The 17,424-nt window shown below is 60.5% G+C and carries 9 protein-coding genes and 1 other RNA gene; 1 reads left to right on the forward strand and 9 read right to left on the reverse strand.

Features of this window, described 5'->3' with window-relative positions; genetic code table 11:
- Positions 1–123: 123 nt before the first annotated feature.
- Positions 124–999, reverse strand: a complete 876-nt coding sequence (locus tag ACESWY_RS06795; protein WP_138375137.1) for a nitroreductase family protein — start codon at positions 997–999, stop codon at positions 124–126.
- A gap of 213 nt (positions 1,000–1,212) precedes the next feature.
- Between ACESWY_RS06795 and ACESWY_RS06800 the strand changes: the two genes are divergently transcribed.
- Positions 1,213–3,513 (forward strand): LTA synthase family protein, encoded by a 2,301-nt coding sequence (locus tag ACESWY_RS06800; protein ID WP_373093484.1) that lies wholly within the window; start codon positions 1,213–1,215, stop codon positions 3,511–3,513.
- A 554-nt stretch (positions 3,514–4,067) separates the two neighbouring features.
- Here ACESWY_RS06800 and ACESWY_RS06805 read toward each other — a convergent pair.
- The 8 genes from ACESWY_RS06805 to tadA form a co-directional block, all read right to left on the reverse strand.
- Positions 4,068–7,412, reverse strand: a complete 3,345-nt coding sequence (locus ACESWY_RS06805) for a fibronectin type III domain-containing protein (RefSeq protein WP_373093486.1) — start codon at positions 7,410–7,412, stop codon at positions 4,068–4,070.
- A 336-nt stretch (positions 7,413–7,748) separates the two neighbouring features.
- Positions 7,749–8,156, reverse strand: coding sequence for a hypothetical protein (locus tag ACESWY_RS06810; RefSeq protein WP_373093488.1), 408 nt, complete (start codon positions 8,154–8,156; stop codon positions 7,749–7,751).
- A 616-nt stretch (positions 8,157–8,772) separates the two neighbouring features.
- Positions 8,773–9,324, reverse strand: a complete 552-nt coding sequence (bilS, locus tag ACESWY_RS06815; RefSeq protein ID WP_373093490.1) for a flavodoxin family protein BilS — start codon at positions 9,322–9,324, stop codon at positions 8,773–8,775.
- Positions 9,325–9,451: 127 nt separating this feature from the next.
- The gene (locus tag ACESWY_RS06820) at positions 9,452–11,311 is read right to left on the reverse strand and encodes an ABC transporter ATP-binding protein (protein ID WP_373093492.1); all 1,860 of its coding nucleotides are present in this window, start codon (positions 11,309–11,311) and stop codon (positions 9,452–9,454) included.
- On the reverse strand, positions 11,308–13,167 hold the full coding sequence (locus ACESWY_RS06825) for an ABC transporter ATP-binding protein (protein ID WP_373093494.1): 1,860 nt from the start codon (positions 13,165–13,167) through the stop codon (positions 11,308–11,310). The genes ACESWY_RS06820 and ACESWY_RS06825 overlap by 4 nt, the downstream gene beginning before the upstream one ends.
- Positions 13,168–13,506: 339 nt before the next feature.
- Positions 13,507–13,602: signal recognition particle sRNA small type (ffs, locus tag ACESWY_RS06830), an RNA gene on the reverse strand.
- Positions 13,603–13,788: 186 nt separating this feature from the next.
- On the reverse strand, positions 13,789–15,483 hold the full coding sequence (locus ACESWY_RS06835) for a vWA domain-containing protein (RefSeq protein WP_373093496.1): 1,695 nt from the start codon (positions 15,481–15,483) through the stop codon (positions 13,789–13,791).
- A 148-nt stretch (positions 15,484–15,631) separates the two neighbouring features.
- Complete coding sequence (gene tadA / locus ACESWY_RS06840; protein ID WP_373093498.1) at positions 15,632–17,413, reverse strand: tRNA adenosine(34) deaminase TadA; 1,782 nt, start codon at positions 17,411–17,413, stop codon at positions 15,632–15,634.
- Positions 17,414–17,424 lie beyond the last annotated feature (11 nt).

Here is a 17,424-nt window from a genome sequence, read left to right on the forward strand (position 1 = left end):
ATTATAGGTAATCGGCCCATGTTTTAATGCACTGTTTTCCCAGCTAGATAAAGATTTATACAGTCTTTAGGCTACCGCGGCGATATGAAGTGTGACAAAGGGACTATCCCCTTGTCACATTCGTCATTTTCCGAGCCAGTTTTTGAACCACCACTCCATGGAGCGGCTCATCTCGGCCATAAAGGGGCTCGTGTGCTTGCGGGTGTAGATATCCACGACGCGCTCCCCCACCTCGCGGGCGTGCGGGCGAAACATCGCATCCATCTCGGCCACCTGCGCATCCATAGTCGCGGCATCCGCACGGCAGTAGCGCTCCTCGTGCACCAGGTTCACCACGGGGTGCGCGATTGCCGGGCGCTCCTTACGGGGCGTGCCGATGATGAGCATCGACAGCGGCATGGTATAGGGCGGCAGATCGAGCAGCGCGGCAACTTCCTCGGCGTTCTCGACGATGTCGCCGATATAGCAGCTCCCCAGCCCCAGGGCCTCGGCGGCAACCACGGCGTTTTGCGCGGCGATCACGGCATCCTGAGCCGCGATGGCAAAGTCGCCCAGACCCGGCGCGCGGCGGGGCGCCTTGCCCGTACGCTCGACAAACTCGGGCTCAAAGCAGCCCACGTGCTCAAACAGATCGATCCACTTGGCATAGTCGACCACAAATATAAGTGCCCAGGGCGCCTTGGCGATCATGGGCTGGTGGTCGCACAGGTCGGCCAGGCGGTCGAGCGTTGCCCGCTCGCGGACGCTCACGATGGAATACATCATCATGGCGCCCGCCGACGGCGCGCGGCTCGCCGCATGCAAGATCGCCGCCCGCTGCTCGTCGGTCACCGCCACGGGACGGTCGTCGTCATCACGCGCGAAGGCACGCGTGGACGAGCGGTGTTCCAAGATGTCCAGCGCCGCGTTGCCCGTAGTCTCGACCGGATAGCCGCCCGCGTCCACGCCCACAGCTCCGCCGCAGTACTCGGTGCCCGTCATACAAACCTGCTCGCCCATAGCTCTATCCTCGCTAATTCTTTAAGAAGCCTTTACGTTTCCGTGTAATTCCCGTCCATTATCGCGCAGGCCGCCACTACATTGCGCCACACCGCCACACGTGCGCGTTAATATGGCTGGTTGTTGTGCGCAGCCACCAATTGCAGCGCATATCTTGGTAACAATCGGGTAAACCTCCGCTTTCGTACGTTTTAGTTTGTGAGGAGTCTCAGCATGTTCGCTGCCGCCATCTCGCTCGTCGGTCTTGCGGCGACCGTCTACCTTGTCTTGCGCGAGGCCAAGGCCATTTGCGCTCAGTCGGGCACCGTTGCCAAAAGCGCTCTTGGGTGGAGCGTCGCCTTCGGCCTGTTCCAGCTCTTTTTGACCATTTGGGGCGCCATTGGCCTCGTCGCCCAAAACGAGCCGCTCGCCTTTGTGATGCTCATCCTGACCAACGCCATCCTCACCGGCTGCGCTTGGGCCAGCATCGCACGCGACCGCATCGCCCCGCGCGTCTTTGCGTTCGCCAAGCCCGACGCCCCCGCCCCCACCGGCAAGCTCGCCCGCCTGCGCGGCGCCTTTGTGGGCAAACCACTCGTCGCCGCCGTCCTGTGCCTGCTGCTCGCCGGCGTCTTTGCGCTGCTGGGCATGGAGGTCTCGTCCAACCACGACTTTACCTGGGTCTACCCCCTGTGCATCCTGCTCGAGTGGGCCATCATCACCGTGCTCATGGTCGGCCTGTTCTTCCTGTTCCAGCGCCACGGCGTAGCTCCCGCGGTCCTGGCCTTTGCCCTCTTTGTCCTGGGCATTGCCGAGTTCTTCGTCATCACGTTTAAATCCATGCCCATCCAGCCGGGCGACCTTTCGGCCATCTCCACCGCCGCCGCGGTCGCCGGCACCGGCTACACCTTCTCGATCTCACTGTTCTGCGTGCTGTCCATGGGCTTTACCGCCATCGCCATGCTGCTGTGTGAGTACGCCGGCCTGGTGGCACCGCACCGTCAGAAGGGCGCCGCCAACGCCAAGCGCATGCTGCTCACCAACCTGCTCGTCGCCGTACTGTGCCTGGGCGGCGTGACCGCGCATGTCACGCTCATCGACTACTACAACACCCTCGGCATCACCGTCTACACCTGGCGCCCGCTCGAGAGCTACTGGCGCGAGGGCTACCTGCCCGCCTTTATTAGTGCAGCGCAGTCCATCAAGCCGCCCAAACCCGCCGACTACTCCGTCGACGATGCCAAGGCCACGCTCAAAAAGTACGCCAAGGCCTACGACAAGTCCGACGCGGCCAAGAGCGACGAGCGCGCCGCCGCAAAGGAGCAGTTCGATAGCGAGAAGCCCACGGTCATCGCCATCATGAACGAGACGTTCTCCGACCTGTCGATCTACCAGAACATGCGCGCCGGCTACGAGGGCCCGCAGTACTTTAAGAGCCTGTCTAACTGCCTCAGCCGCGGCAAGCTCTACGTGAGCGCCTACGGCGGCGGCACCGCCAATACCGAGTTTGAGTTTATGACCGGCAACTCCATGGCCAACCTGGGCTCGGGCGTGTACCCCTACACCATCTACAACATGGAAACGACCGGGAATCTGGCAGAGCAGTTCAAGTCGCTCGGATATTCCACCACGGCCATGCACCCCAACCACGCAACCAACTGGAACCGCGAGAACGTCTACAAGGACTTTGGCTTTGACCAGTTCCTGTCCATCAACGACTTCCAGGGAGCCGACACCCTGCGCGGCATGGTGACCGACCAGGCTACCTACGACAAGATTCTTGAGCTGCTCGACCAGAACGCCGATCCGCAGTTTATCTTCGACGTGACCATGCAGAACCACTCGGGCTACGATACGGGTCTACTGCCGGTCGACAAGCAGATGCACCTGAACATCGACACGACCGATCTGGATACCAAGACCATCGAGGACGGCACGCTGTCCGATGTCGACGAGTATGTCTCGTGCATTGAGCAGTCCGACCAGGCGCTGCGTTACTTCCTCAACGCCCTGAGCAAGCTCGACCGCAAGGTGGTCGTGGTGTTCTGGGGCGATCACCAGCCGTTCTTCCCGTCCAAGTTCAACGACAAGTGGTTTACCGGCGAAGACGACGCCACGCACCAGGAACGTCTGTGGCAGACCGACTACATCATCTGGGCCAACTACGACGTTGCCGGCTGCGACCAGACGAGCGAGGTCGACGACCTGTCCACCAACTACCTGTCCACGCAGCTTATGCAGCTGATCGGTGCCCCGCTGACCGACTACCAGAAAGCGCACATGACGCTGCGCGAGTCGCTGCCCGCCATCAACTCCGTGGGCTACGAGGACGCCAGCCTGCGCTGGGCGCTCTCCTCCAACGTCACCGGCGACGACGCCGCCGCAGCAGCCGCCACCAAGGCGCGCGAGGATTACGCCAAGATGCAGTACTACGAGATGTTCCGCGACGGCAAGAACGTGTACACCGAGCACTTCCAGACCGAGGCCAACGAGACCGACCCCAACCTGGCACCGGGTACGACCAAGATCAAGTAACGGCGCGTCTTAACTGGTTCGTCTGCCCGGCGGCGCGGAACGTAAGGTTCCCTGCTCGGACAGTCCTGCTCGCACGGAGAGCACATTAAGTGCTCTCCGGCTCGTGCGGAACTCGCGATGAACCTTACGTTCCGTGCCGCCGGGCAGACGCCTCGGTGTTGAAACGCGGCTTGTCATGGGGGCATCTGCTGAACATATATAAGTTGAAGGCCACGTCATGTGGCCTTTTTGCATCCGGAAACCGTGTCCCAGAATTCACGTCCGGAATGGGATGCAGTTTCCGCTTGGGACCCGATTGGGAAAGTGTGTCCCACTATTCAGCTGGATTCCGGGATGTATTTTCCGGTTGAGGCTCGTTGGGAAAGTGCGTCCCACTTTGGGGGCTGATTCTGGGACGTGGTTTCCGGTTGGCTCTCATTGGGAAAGTTCATCCCATTTCTCGGCCTAATTATGGGACGCAGTTTCCGCTTGCGGAGTCTCCACTCAACAGAAAACCCGGGTGGCCTGTTTTTGGCTACCCGGGTTTTTGGGTTGTCGATATGTTCGACTGGCTACTAGTGGGTCTTGCGGCGCTTGATCAGCATGATGAGGGCTATCACTACGAGCGTTGCTCCCGCTGCTGCTGCGGTGGCGACTAGGGCGAATGTTTGGTCGCCGGTGTTTGCGAGGTTCTTCGCTGTGGTCGTAGTCTTGACCTTGGTGTCGGTCTTAGCTCCGTTGTCGGACTTGGGCTTGTCCGGGTTCGTCGGGGTCTCAGGAGTCTCGGGGTCCTTTGAGCCTTCGGAATCGGTTGGGCCGGCGGTGTTTACCAGCGTATGGTCCAGGAACTTCTTGGCGCCCGCACTTGCCTGTGAGAACAGGCGGCGCGTGCGGATCGGGGTGGCGTTCACCGTTGTGAGCGCCGTCTCCTCGGCCTCGATATTCACGAGCGTCGTGCCGGTGTCGAGGCCCACGTCGTTGTATCCCACGTGGCAGTAATACTGCGCACCGTCATCGTCTGCGGTCAGGTCAATCTCGAGCTTTGAGGCCGTTCCAGCCGCGAGGTTGCCATCGGCACCCACGAGCTTAAACTCTGTCTCGCCGCGGCCCTTGCGGTACCACATATAGGTCGGTGCCAGCCCTGTTTCGCTATCGTCGGCACCGAGTTGCTTCACATGGCCAATCGCCGAGAGCGTCAGGTGGCTTCCCGCCGTGCGCTCAACCGAAGAGTCGTATCCAAGATCCGACCCCTCCGCAGCATCCGCCGCAGGTCCGCTCACGGTCATCGTCATGCCATCGGGCATGGTCTTGACCGTGATGATTGCCGAGCGAATACCTGTTTCGGTCGTGGATCCATTCTTAACGGCGGCGATGGCGAATCGATACTCCGTATTGGGCTGCAGCCCATCCCACTTGAGCGAGGTCTGCGTGTTGTCGGCAATCTTCCAGCTATTGACGACCGCATCCGCCGCATTGCTCTGCAGCATGCCCACGCCGTAGCTAAAGCCACTCTTGTTTGCGAGTACATCGTCCCAGCTAAACGTAACGCTGGTCGAATCGACGGCGTTTGCCGTAAAGCCCGTCACGGCCGGCGCGTCGGGCATCTCGACGTCCTTAACGTCATAGCCCACGATCCAGAACTGGTCGGTGTCCTTGGTGCCGAGCTTGTCGCCCGAGTCTGCCTCGAACTTGTCGACATCCACCGCGTTGACGCCCAGACGCCACACAAAACCGTACTTGCCCTGCGCGGCCTCGGGCAGGTTGTCGACGGTGCCGCCGTATTCGGTCGATTCACTCGAGGAGTTACCCGTAGTAAAGCCGGCGTTGGCACCAAAGCACAGGCCGCCAAACAACTCGTGCTTTGCGAGCTTCGCGCCCATGACAACGCTGCCGTTCAGCGTCAAGCCGAGCTCGAGCTCCTGCTCCTTGCCCTCCTCGACTTCGATGGTCTGCTCAATGCTCGCCCCCGACTGCGCGGCGGCGCCGTTAAACCCATCGTGCGTGTAGGCACGCGTTACGCCAGGCTTGCCCAGGCCAAAGGAATCCCCAACGGGAGTCTCGCCGTTGAGCGTCGTTTGATAGGTTCCGGGTTCTCCCGACCGGTTGGTCAAAAAGTAGCTGAGCGGCGTCATATTGTGCTGTTTGGCAATGCGGTCATAGGCCTCGACATTAACGACCGAGGTCTGCGCGCCGAGCGACACGGGCGCCGCCATCACGCCCTTGCCACCAGTTTCCTCATTTTCGATCTCATACTCGTAATAGACCATCGGAATCGTGTAGAGCACGGCCTTGTCACCCTCGCCGGCATGCGACTCATAGCTTACGCTTGCGCTGACCGTGCGCTCGCTCCGATAGTCATAGCATCCCTCGGCGGCAAAATCGACTGAAGCATTCATCGCGACCAGGGGCGGACCGGTCTGCACCTCGACGGCAACGCCCAACTCGGCGCCAATGGTATAGCCCTGGGATGTCCCCGTGCCCTTTTCCTCTCCGTATGACGTGCCGCCCAACACCAGATAGCCGTATGCCTGCTCCAGATCCTCAACATAGGGCGCATCCTGCAGCACGGCAAGCACGCGCGGGTTGGTATAGACCTTGTAGCGGTCCTTGTACGTGATCTTGACGCTGTCGTTGTCGACATCGGGCAGCGCGAGCGAGATAAATGTGCCGTAGGTAGTGCCGCGACGGTTGCTCTCGCTAATCACCTGCTCCTCGCCGCGGCGCACCTTTCCGTTCTCGTCGAGCGAAAAATGCGAGGCGGTCATCCAATAGTAGTCATCGTTCTTGCGCAGGTCCTCGTCGCGATGCTTGCCCACCACGGCGATAAAGCTCTCGTTATAGCGGTCCGAACCCGAGACGCTGCCCGCCTTGACGTCGCTGATCCACACCTGTTCTATACCCTTGTGGTCATGCTTGTTGCTGCTGTTGTATTGCTGACCGCTCATGCTCATGGTTCCGACCATGGACCCCAAGCCCTGAGCCCCGCTCTGTGCCGTGTTGCAGGCAAAGTCGCGGAACACATCGCCGCCCACGAGCACCTCGTCAACCGCCAGCTGCTCGGACAGGCCGTCAAGGTTGGCAGTGGCAAGGGCAATAGGCGCCAAGGTGCACGGATAGCGCTTATCCTGAGCGCTATCCTTCCATGCGCTGTTGGGCACATGCATCAGCCCATAGGAGGCGAGGAGCCCGTCTCTGTATTCCTTACAATCGGAAAGCTTGAACTCGCCAGACTCCGAGTCAAAATACGCGTAGCGGTACAGCGCGCCGTACAGCCCCTTGCTGCCGTCAGAAGCGCCGTAATCAAAAGCGCTGCGTTGCCAGTCATAGCCCGCAAGAATAAGGCCCGTGACGGTTTCACCCGTCTTCTTTCCTTCTTCATCGTAGGCGGCAAACGTGCCGAACGTCGCATTCGCAGCGACCATGGTCTTGCCGTTCGCGGAGAGGGAGATTGCGCCCGCGTCGCCCAGAGCATCGACATGGACGAGCGCACCCTTGGATGCATCCCACGAAAACAGCTCGCAATGCGTCGACTTATCAATATTCTTCTTGCCGTAGGGTGCCGAGACCACGATGGCGAGGTCATCGCAAAAATCGCGATCGAGGTCGCCGGCCGCTAGCGAAACGACAGGAGCTGACTGAAGCTGCGTCCAGGAGTCGTTCCCGCCCTTGTTGTGCGTGGTGTAGTCCGCGGCGTTACCGGCATCGATCTTGACGACGCTTTGCTTCCAGTTGCCGCCCTCCAAGTCATACATGTCGACTACAGCCTTGCGCACGCCGTTCTCGTCGACATAGCAGCCCGCGTAGACAAAAAGCTCGTCGACGCCGTCGCCATCGACATCGCCCGCCTCGACATCAAAGACGGCGTCGTGCTCTTGCAGGTAACCGGCATCCAGGTACTTAAAACGGCCTTCGTACATCATATTAGTGTTGACCGTCACCGGCAGGTGTGTGTCGAGAGTGCGCGTGCGCCCGTTGCTAAACGAGTAGAGGACCAGCTCAACCTTTCCGGCGTATGACTTGCCGTCAATCGTCGTGGAGGAACTGTCGCCGTAGGCACGGAGCTCGGCAACGCGGCTCTTTTTGCCCGTGCTGGCGTCGCTGCAGAACTCAACACTCGTGGCGTGAATGCCCGAGAAACCGTTGTTGTCGTTGGCGAGTACTGTTGAGGACTCATTGTTGCTTAGGTACGACCAGGTGCCGCCACCGTAGTCGCTATGCTTGTAGAGATCGCTGTTCGTATCGAAGTTGTTGACGTTTTACCAGAACTTTGCGGCGCCCCACACACTTCCATAGCCATCGGTGAGTTTGCTGCTGCCGCCAATGTCACCGCGCTCGACGTTCTCGAGCTTGTCGCGCAGAGTGTAGCGATTGCCATGGCTACCGTTAGCTGCCATATAGACCTCGCTGCGCGTGGCAAACGTCGTGGGGGTATCAGTGGAATAGGGGCCAACGGTATCGGCCGGAATGTCCTCGCTCGTGCCCAGACCCAGGGCTTGATAATCCTGCTCGGTCATATCGGTGATTGCGGGCGCGTCTGCCGCCTGGGCAACCTGGGGCGTGGCCGTGAAGCAGGCGACGCTCGTGGCGATCAACGCAGCAAGCGCCGCCGTCCCAACAAGCGGGATTTTCGACAGCCTACGGATACGGGGGTGCGGAACGTACATGAGGGACCTCGCTTTATTCGAGTGGAGTGGACTCATTTTTGCAAATGATACATCCGATGCCCGATATCACGTGTCTCATTTTCGCCAACGGCGTGTCTCATTTTTGAGAATCCGAGATGCCGCGGAAATCTTATCCCAGTTCAAAGGCCATTTCTGGGATGTATTTTCCGTCGAGTGCCTCATCGGGAAACTGCATCCCATTTCTTGACCGAATAATGGGACGCAATTTCCCGTTGGAGCGCCTTTGGGAAAGTGTGTCCCACTTCGACCGCCCAGAGTGGGATGCACTTTCCGCAAAGCACCTCAACGGGAAACTACGTCCCATTCCAAAGGCAAATTCCGGGACGCATTTTTCGAAAGCCTGCCCATCCGGAAAGCCCGTCCCACTTTGGACGCATCCGGGCACGGAACCATTGACCTATCAGGCCTCCCATCAATAAAGAGGCGTCCTCCCGGGCGGCGGGGCACGAAGTTCATCGCGAGTTCCGCACGCAAAGAAGGCCACTTAATGTGGCCTTCGTCTTGCGCAGGACTGTAGAGCAGGGAACTTCGTGCCCCGACGCCCGGGAGGACGTTTCATTTAGAAAGATGGACCGACCGCCGTCAGCGATGGGAGCTACTCGCCCAGCACGGCCTTCTTGGCCGCCGCCGCCATGTTGTCCAGATCATCCTTGGTGGGGTGATCCTTTGCGGCAACCCAGTTGTCGAGCAGCATCTTAAATCGGGCGTTGTCGGGATCTTGCTCGAGCATGGCCTCGTAGCGCTGCTTGACCGCAGGGCCCATCTTGCCCTGACACATCGCCCAGCCCGCAAGCTCGGCATCTCCAGCCAAATTGGAGGTCACGCGGTCGATAATCTGCTGGTAATAGCTCTGATCGGCCCCAAAGCCGCAGGTGCCAAACAGGAAGACGCGCTTGCCGTGCAAAGCGGAGAGCAACGACGCGACCGAAGGCGTGCACGCGCCCTTGTCGCACCAAAAACCGACGAGCACCGTGTCGGCCGCGCAGGCGCCCTGCGCCTCGAGCGCAACCTGATCTGCATCCGCATCGTCGCTCAACGCCGCGGCATGGACAAAATCAACACCCGCAGCCTGCAGAGCGCGCTTGATCGCGCCCGAAACCATCCTGGTATTACCGCTCTTGCTGTTAACCACCAAAGAGCACGTCATAGTCACGTTGCCTCGTTTCCCCCAAAACTAAAGCCACTAATGCAATTTATTAGATGAATATCTTAGTACTTACGTGACAGATGTAAACCACCGTCTGTCGATTGATTAATTTGCCCCACGGGCTTGCTCACTGGGCAAACTGGCTGCGGTAGAGTTCGGCGTAGAAGCCGCCTGCCGCTAGCAGCTCGTCGTGCGTGCCGCGCTCGATAATCTGGCCGTCGCGCATGACCAGAATGCAGTCGGCGTTGCGGATCGTCGACAGGCGGTGCGCCACCACAAAGCTTGTGCGGCCGGCCATAAGCTCGCCGAATGCCGCCTGCACCTGCAGCTCGGTGCGGGTATCGATGCTCGAGGTCGCCTCGTCCAGCAGCAGAATCGCCGGGTCGGTGAGCATGACGCGCGCGATGCACAGCAGCTGTTTTTGACCCTGGCTAAACGTGCCGCCGTCCTCGCCGATGACCGTATCGTAGCCGCCTGGCAGCTGCACGATAAACTTGTGTGCATGCGCGCGCTTGGCGGCCTCGATAACCTGCTCGCGCGTGACATCGGGGCAACCGTAAGCGATGTTTTCCGCCACCGTGCCCTCGAACAGCCACGTATCCTGCAGCACCATGCCAAAGGCGCGGCGCAGGCTTGCGCGCGTGTAGTCACGCGAAGACCTGCCATCGACCATGATGCGTCCGGCATCGATGTCGTAAAAGCGCAGCAGCAGGTTGATGAGCGTCGTCTTGCCACAGCCCGTAGGACCGACCAGGGCAAAGCGCATGCCGGGCTTAGCCTCGATGCAGATGTCCTGCAGCAGCCTGCGGTCGGGCACGTAGCTAAAGTCCACATGCTCAAGGGCGACCTCGCCCTGCGGTGCGGCAAGTTCCACGGCATCTGGCGCATCGGGCTCCTGCTCGCGCGCATCGAGCAGCGCAAACATACGGCGCGCCGAGGCATACGCCGTCTGGATCTGCGTAATGACGTTGGTGACCTCGTTGAACGGCTTGGTGTACTGGTTAGCATAGGACAGGAAAATCTGCACGCCGCCCACCGTAAGCGTCGCCGGCACGCCCGTGATCACGCCCACGCAGCCGATCACAGCGACCACGGCATAGATGATGTTATTGATAAAGCGTGTGCCGGGGTTGGAGAGCGAACCCATAAACTGCGCGCGCTCGCCCGCGGTGTAGAGCTCGGCATTGAGGGCATCGAAGCGCTGCTGAGCGTTGGGACCATAGGCAAAGGCGTCGACAAGCTTTTGCTCGCCTACGTACTCCTCGATATGACCGCCGAGCTGCCCTTGAATACGCTGCTGTGCCGTAAAGCTTTTGTTGGAAAGCTTGGCAATAGCACCAGCTGCAAAAATGGAAAGCGGCGTGACGAGTACCACCACGAGCGTCATGGTCAGGTTAATGGAGAGCATAAACGCGAGCGTGCCCACGATGGTGATAACACCGGTGAAGAGCTGCGTAAAGCCCTGCAGCAGACCGTCGCCCACCTGATCGACGTCGTTGACCACGCGGCTCATAAGGTCGCCGTGGGCATGGCTGTCGATAAAGCTGAGCGGCATACGGCTGAGCTTATCGCTCGCCTCCACGCGCATGTCGCGCACCGTTTCGTAGGACAGGCGGTTAACGCAATAGCCCTGTAGCCACTGGAAGGCCGCGGCCCCCACCACGACGAGCGCGAGTTTGGTAACAAGCGGCAGCAGCGCGTCGAAGTCCACCTGCCCGGCGGCGACGATAAGGTCGATGCCCTCGCCGATGAGAATGGACGTATAGAGTTGCAAGATCACCGAGACGGCGGCACTCACAAACGACGCTACAAACGAAATGCGATGCGGGCGAACATAGCCCAGCAGGCGGCGGGTCACCGCACCCACGGGATAGCGCTCGGGATCGCCGGGCTGGCGCGAACCGTCGCCCAGGTCGTTGAGGTTATCGTTACCGGACACGTTGGCCGTCATCGTGGCGACCGAACCGGAGGAAGTGTACGGATTCATTTAGCAGCCCTCCTTTGCGCAGACGGATGCGGGGCGGTCGGAGCGGACGCGGGCGTCGTGCTCCCCTGCTGACCCTCGAGCTCCTCGCGGCGAAGCTGCGACTGGCAAATCTCGCGGTAGAGCTGGCAGGTCGTGTAGAGCTCATCGTGCGCGCCCAGGCCCGCGACCGAACCGTGGTCAAGTACGCAGATCATATCGGCGTCGCGCACGGTCGAGACACGTTGGCTCACGATGACGGTCGTGAGCGGCAGCCCGCCCTCGGCGGCACCGCGCACACTGCGCTCGCGGATGGCATGGCGAAGCGCCGCGTCGGTCTTAAAGTCGAGCGCCGAGGCAGAATCGTCCATGATCAATATCTGAGGCGAGCCCACCAGGGCGCGCGCGATGGTCAGGCGCTGGCGTTGGCCACCGCTGAAGTTCTTACCGCCCGCCTCGACCGGGGTATCGAGCCCCTGCGGCTTGTTGCGCACGAACTCGCTCGCCTGCGCCATGTCGAGCGCCGCCCAGAGATCCTCGTCGGTCGCAGCCTCGTCGCGCCAGGTCAGGTTGCTGCGGATGGTGCCGCTCACCAGCGACGCACGCTGTGGAACGGTCGCGACCACACGGCGCAGCTGGTCGAGCGGCCAGGTGCGCACGTCGGCGCCCATCACACTCACGCTGCCGGTGCTCGCATCGTACAGGCGCGGGATAAGCGAGACGAGCGTGGACTTGCCGCTACCCGTACCGCCGATAATGCCAAGCGTCTTGCCCAGCGGGAGCTCCAGGGTCACATCGTTGACGGCATTTGCCGCGCCCGCGCCAAAGGAGAAGCTCGCATGGCTCAAGTTCAGCGCGGGGACCGGAACAGCGCCACCCGCCAGTTCGCTCGGCTTGGGCAGCGCAACCGACTGATTGCCCTCGTCGGTGATGCACGGCACGCAATTGAGCACCTCGTTGATACGTGACGCACTGGCGCTCGCCTTGGTAAAGACCACGACCAGGTTGGCGACGTACACGATGGAGGTGAGGGTCTGCGTCATGTAGTTGACGAACGCCATGACCTGACCCTGCGTGAGCTCGCCCACGTTGACCTGGATGCCGCCCACCCACAGGATGGCACACACGCCCAGGTTCATCACAAGAAACGTGACGGGGTTGAGAATCGACGAGAGCTTGCCCACCGCGATGGCAGTATTGGCCTGGTCATCGGCGGCTTGGGCAAAACGCTCGCACTCGTGGTCCTCACGCACAAAGGCGCGAACAACGCGGGCGCCCGAAAGCCCCTCGCGGCAGATAAGCGCGATGCGGTCGAGCTTTGCCTGCAGCTGCCTGTAATACGGAATGCAGCGCGCCATGACAAACCAAAACACCAGGCCGATGGCGGGCGTGCAAATCAAAAAGATCATGCCGAGCTTAAGGTCGATGGCAAGGGCCGCGCACATAGAGCCTACCGCCAAGAAGGGCCAGCGGATGAGCATGCGCACGCCCAACGCCACGGCAAGCTGGACCTGGTTGACGTCGTTGGTGATGCGGGTGATGAGCGACGGCGTGCCAAAGCGGTCAAGCTCGGCATAGCTCAGCTTGTTGATGTGCTGGTAGAGCGCACCACGGATATCGGTGCCCATGCCCTGCGAGGTCAGCGCCGCCATCTTTTGGCAGACGAGCGTAAACGAAATGCCGATCACAGCCATGGCGCCAAGCAGCATACCGTAGTGGACGACGGCGTTGACATCGTGTGCGCCAATACCTTTATCGATCATCTGCGCAATCACCAGCGGCGTAAGCAGGTCAAAGATCACTTCGATCAGCTTACACGCAGGGCCAACCACCATATACCGGCGAAACTTACCACCAAAACGCCTAAGCAGCTCAATCATATTAAGGCGCTCCCTATCATCATCTCTCTTCAATCTGATTCATGATAGTACGGCGAGCCTTGAAGATGCGTAAGCAACTCATCACGGATGTAAGAGCGACGGTCACTAGCGCCCAAGGCATGTAGCAGCCGATGTTTTGGCAACGCCAGCGAGCGGCATAATGCCAGGGATTCAATTATCAGATAAATGTGACCCTTCAGGCGGTTTTGGTCGGCTACCCGCGAGTGCCGGCAGGGCGCTTGGTAGTCGAGCGATCCCGCAGGCGAAGCCGAGGACCAGCGAGACACCAAGCGCCCTGCCGGCACTGGCGGGTAGCCGCGGCACCAAAAAGCGCCCGTGCGCTCGATGGATCCGGATGCCCGACAGAGGCTCCTTATGGCTGCTTCCTTCCGGACCTGACCAGATTCGGAACATGTCGTCATCCGAACCCATCGAACGCGCTAGGCGCTTGGTATATCTTACCCGCTCCCGTCCGATGGGGCAAGATGCCCCGCGATCAAAGGGAAAACCACATGAGTGCACGGCAGCAAAAGGCGCGGTCGCAAGTATGCGACCGCGCCCCATCAGTTGCTTCGCAGAGAGCATTCAAGCGTTGCATAAGCGCTGGGAAGCGAAACGCCGTTAGTGATTACGGCGCTTAAGGATAATGCCGGCAGCGCAAACGGCTGCACCGGCTACGACCAGCCCAATGACGGGCAGAATTGAGAAGGTATCACCCGTCATCGGCATGGTGCCCTTCTCGTCCTTCGTCGTCTTGACGGGCTTCTTATCGCTCGGCTTAGTGGGTTTAGCCTCGGGCTCGGGCTTAGGCTCGGGGGCAGCAACCGTGTAGGTAACCGTCGGAACCGGGAACTCATACGCATCGCCGCGCATGCCGTTGCCGTCAATGGGCTGCAGGATTGCGCTCTCGTTGACCTTAAGAGTATGAGTACCGGGCTCGGTAGGCACGTTAACCAAGCGCTCGCTGTACTCGAGCACGACGGGTTTGCTCGGAGATGCAGCCTCGCTCAGCGTAAGCTTGAGCATCTCCTGGTCGCCATTCACGTATTCCAAGGTGAACCTATAGGAGCCGTTCGCAAGCTTGCCAAAGCCGTAGACACCGTCGTCGATTTTCTCGGGGGCAAGCTTCTCGCCGTTGGCGGTCAGACTGATCTTGGCGGGATCATTGACAAAGTCAAAGTCAGCGCCAATAAAGTCCTCGACCGTCGAGCCGGCGGCAATCTTGTCAACAAGCTTAGCCTTGATATCGGCAAAGTCAGTGTCGAGCTGACCATTGTTGGAATTCCTGGTGAGGTACTGCAGGAATACCTGGCCATCAAAGTCGGCGGCGTTCTTGTAGTAAACGTTCATGTCGTAGCCGGCGTTGACCATCGACTGGAAGGTATCATCCGTGCTCCAGAAGGCAACATCGATGTTGCAGGGAGCGGTAACATCGATGGGAATAGGATTCGTGGTTCCGGCATCGGCTGCCTCAGCGGTGTACTCGTAGTCGTACTGAGCCCAGTTTTTGTCGGAATTCTGGTACTGATCGCGATAGTAGGCGAGATACTCACCGAGCTTCTCGGGGCTCTTCATGGCCTGCGAGAAAATGAAGTTCGAGCCGTCAGAGAACTTCTTCCAGGCGTTATTAGTATGGTACTCGCGGGACTGCCACTCCCAGATGCCACCCATGAAGTTCTTGCCACCCTCAACTTTTCCAAACGACCTCGTATACGGGGTGGCGTAATCGCCATTCTTGCAGTAAAGGTAGGTTGCACCGTCGCTGATCAGGATGACGTGCTTGTTCTCGGCCTTAACGGCAGTGTCCGCGTCAAGAATGCTCTTGGCAGCAAGAAGGCCAGCGTCCATGTTGGTGCCGGAGCGAACGCTCGAATTCATTGCAGCAAGAATGTCATCATAACCCGTGACGACGTCGGTCAACTGCTGCTGGATGTTGCCCTTCTTGTTGAAGAGGACTACGCCGACCTTGATGTCCAGACCATCATCCTTGGCCTTCTGGCTAATCTGGCTCAGGAACCCCTTGGCCTGGTTGTAGATGTCCATCTGCGCAGAGGCGCCGGACTTATCGAGCACAAACACAACGTCGGACGGCTCGGCCTCGCGCTTGCCCGGGAACGAAAGCGTGACCCTTGTCTCCAGATTCTCGTCAAGCTCGGTCGCCATCTTCTGATTCTGCTCCAACGCGGACGATTGTCCGGCGTCCCCTGCGGCATCGTCTGCGAATGACATGGTCGCCGGGGTGGCCATGCCTAACGTCAGCGCCACCACCACACCAACCGTAGCCGCGCGCTTAAGCGCACCTCCCAATCTGCACATCCTAGCTCCTTTCATTCACTTCCCGTTTACAGACGGGTGGATACGAAACCAGTGATATGACAATAGTATAGACCGTAAAATGCCAGCGTCATTAACGTATATTTACAAATAACGAGCTAGACAGGCAAATCAAATTGGATATTTATATCTATATGCGACCAAGATCGTATGCTCGGGCAGCCCCCTCGCCTGCGCACGCCAAATTGGCTACAGCCTCCTGCATGCCAAGCGCATCCTCAAGGCTCATGGGCTTGCGGCAGACCGGCAGAACCAGATCGACACCCTGCCCATACACCGCATCCAGGTTGTCAGCGCGACCGCCCACGACGGCGGCTACCGGCTTGCCATATCGCTTGGCGCGACGCGCCACGCCCACCGGTGCCTTTCCAGCGGCGGACTGTTCATCCATATTGCCCTCGCCCGTAATGACCAGGTCGACATCGCGCACGCGCTCGTCAAACCCCACGAGGTCGAGCACGGTTTCTACGCCCGAGCGCAACTCGGCGCCGAGAGCCAACAGCGCTGCTCCCAGACCACCGGCGGCACCAGCGCCGGGCACACCGAGCACCGAGCCGAACGTCCGTGCACCCTCGGGTGCACACAGCAGCCCTTGGGCCCGTGCCTCGGCAATTGCCGCGTCGAGCAAGCGACCGTAGCCGACCACCCAGCTGTCGTGCCTGCGCAGCGCCTCGGCATCATCCGCCGGAAGGCCCTTCTGTCCGCCAAACACCGCCAGTGCGCCTCGACGTCCCACGAGCGGATTCTCGACATCGGAAAGCACGACGATACGAGCGCCGTTCAGTGCCCGAAGCGCTGGCGCCAAATCAACGCTCGCCACCTGCTCAAGGCCGGCAAGACCGGGGGCGACATCGCAGCCCTGATCATCGACCACACGCGCGCCCAGCGCCTGCAGCATGCCGGCGCCGCCGTCGTTGGTGGCACTGCCGCCCAGACCAATATAGATAGTCTTTGCCCCGGCACGAACCGCACGGAGCATCAGCTCACCCACGCCATAGGTTGTGGCCGCCAACGCCGCCGACTCCGTGCAGGGCGAGTACCCAATACCCGCCGCCTCGGCCATCTCAATTACAGCCGAATCGCGCTCGCCGTCCACCAGCATCCGGGCAGACACGCGGTCGCCCAAGGGGCCTGCAACCTCGCAGGTCACAAGCTCACCACCGCAGGCGGCAACGGCGTCGAGCGTTCCCTCGCCACCATCTGCCAGCGGCAATGTGCACGCCTCGGCATCGGGCCACACGCGGCGTACACCCTCGACAACCGCCGCCTCCGCCTGTGCACTCGAAACGCTACCCTTAAAGGAATCAATCGCCAGCAGCACACGGCGGGGCCGACGGCACACGGGACCAAAGTCAACCGCCTCAACGGCAGCATCTTCGGCACACGCGAGCGCCTCGGCATGAGCGGTATGCGCCTCAAGATCGGCCCCACAACCGCAGCCAGCAGCATCGGTGCCACGAAGCCCACTAAAATAGCCACTCAACACCTCGCGACACTCATCCGCCAGCACGCCGGCATGTACGTTAAACCGATGATTCAGGCGCGAATCGGCATTCAGGTCATACAGCGAACCCAGCGCGCCCGCCTTGGCATCAGCCGCGCCATACACGCAGCGCCCCACGCGCGCGTTAACCATAAGCCCCGCGCACATACAGCAGGGCTCGAGCGTCACGTAGACCGTGCAATCGGAAAGACGCCAGCGACCGAGCGACCGAGCGGCAGCGCACAGGGCCGCGAACTCTGCATGCGCCGAAGGGTCCTGATCGAGCTCGCGACGATTATGCGCCCGCGCGACAATCTCACCCGCGCGCACCACCACGGCACCAATCGGTACCTCGCCCACCTCAGCGGCGGCGCGAGCCTCCACCAGCGCCTCGCGCATGAACTTCTCGTCGATTTCGGTGATCGTCATCGTTCGCCTTC

The sequence above is a fragment of the Collinsella aerofaciens ATCC 25986 genome, assembly GCF_964237925.1.
GTDB lineage: Bacteria > Actinomycetota > Coriobacteriia > Coriobacteriales > Coriobacteriaceae > Collinsella > Collinsella aerofaciens_BJ.

What these genes read in the sequence shown, in the direction of transcription:
- bilS (WP_373093490.1), bottom strand. Translation starts at nt 9,324, where the DNA reads ATGACGTGCTCTTTGGTGGTTAACAGCAAGAGCGGTAATACCAGGATG.
- ACESWY_RS06810 (WP_373093488.1), bottom strand. Translation starts at nt 8,156, where the DNA reads ATGTACGTTCCGCACCCCCGTATCCGTAGGCTGTCGAAAATCCCGCTT.
- tadA (WP_373093498.1), bottom strand. Translation starts at nt 17,413, where the DNA reads ATGACGATCACCGAAATCGACGAGAAGTTCATGCGCGAGGCGCTGGTG.
- ACESWY_RS06795 (WP_138375137.1), bottom strand. Translation starts at nt 999, where the DNA reads ATGGGCGAGCAGGTTTGTATGACGGGCACCGAGTACTGCGGCGGAGCT.
- ACESWY_RS06820 (WP_373093492.1), bottom strand. Translation starts at nt 11,311, where the DNA reads ATGAATCCGTACACTTCCTCCGGTTCGGTCGCCACGATGACGGCCAAC.
- ACESWY_RS06805 (WP_373093486.1), bottom strand. Translation starts at nt 7,412, where the DNA reads ATGATGTACGAAGGCCGTTTTAAGTACCTGGATGCCGGTTACCTGCAA.
- ACESWY_RS06800 (WP_373093484.1), top strand. Translation starts at nt 1,213, where the DNA reads ATGTTCGCTGCCGCCATCTCGCTCGTCGGTCTTGCGGCGACCGTCTAC.
- ACESWY_RS06825 (WP_373093494.1), bottom strand. Translation starts at nt 13,167, where the DNA reads ATGATTGAGCTGCTTAGGCGTTTTGGTGGTAAGTTTCGCCGGTATATG.
- ACESWY_RS06835 (WP_373093496.1), bottom strand. Translation starts at nt 15,483, where the DNA reads ATGTGCAGATTGGGAGGTGCGCTTAAGCGCGCGGCTACGGTTGGTGTG.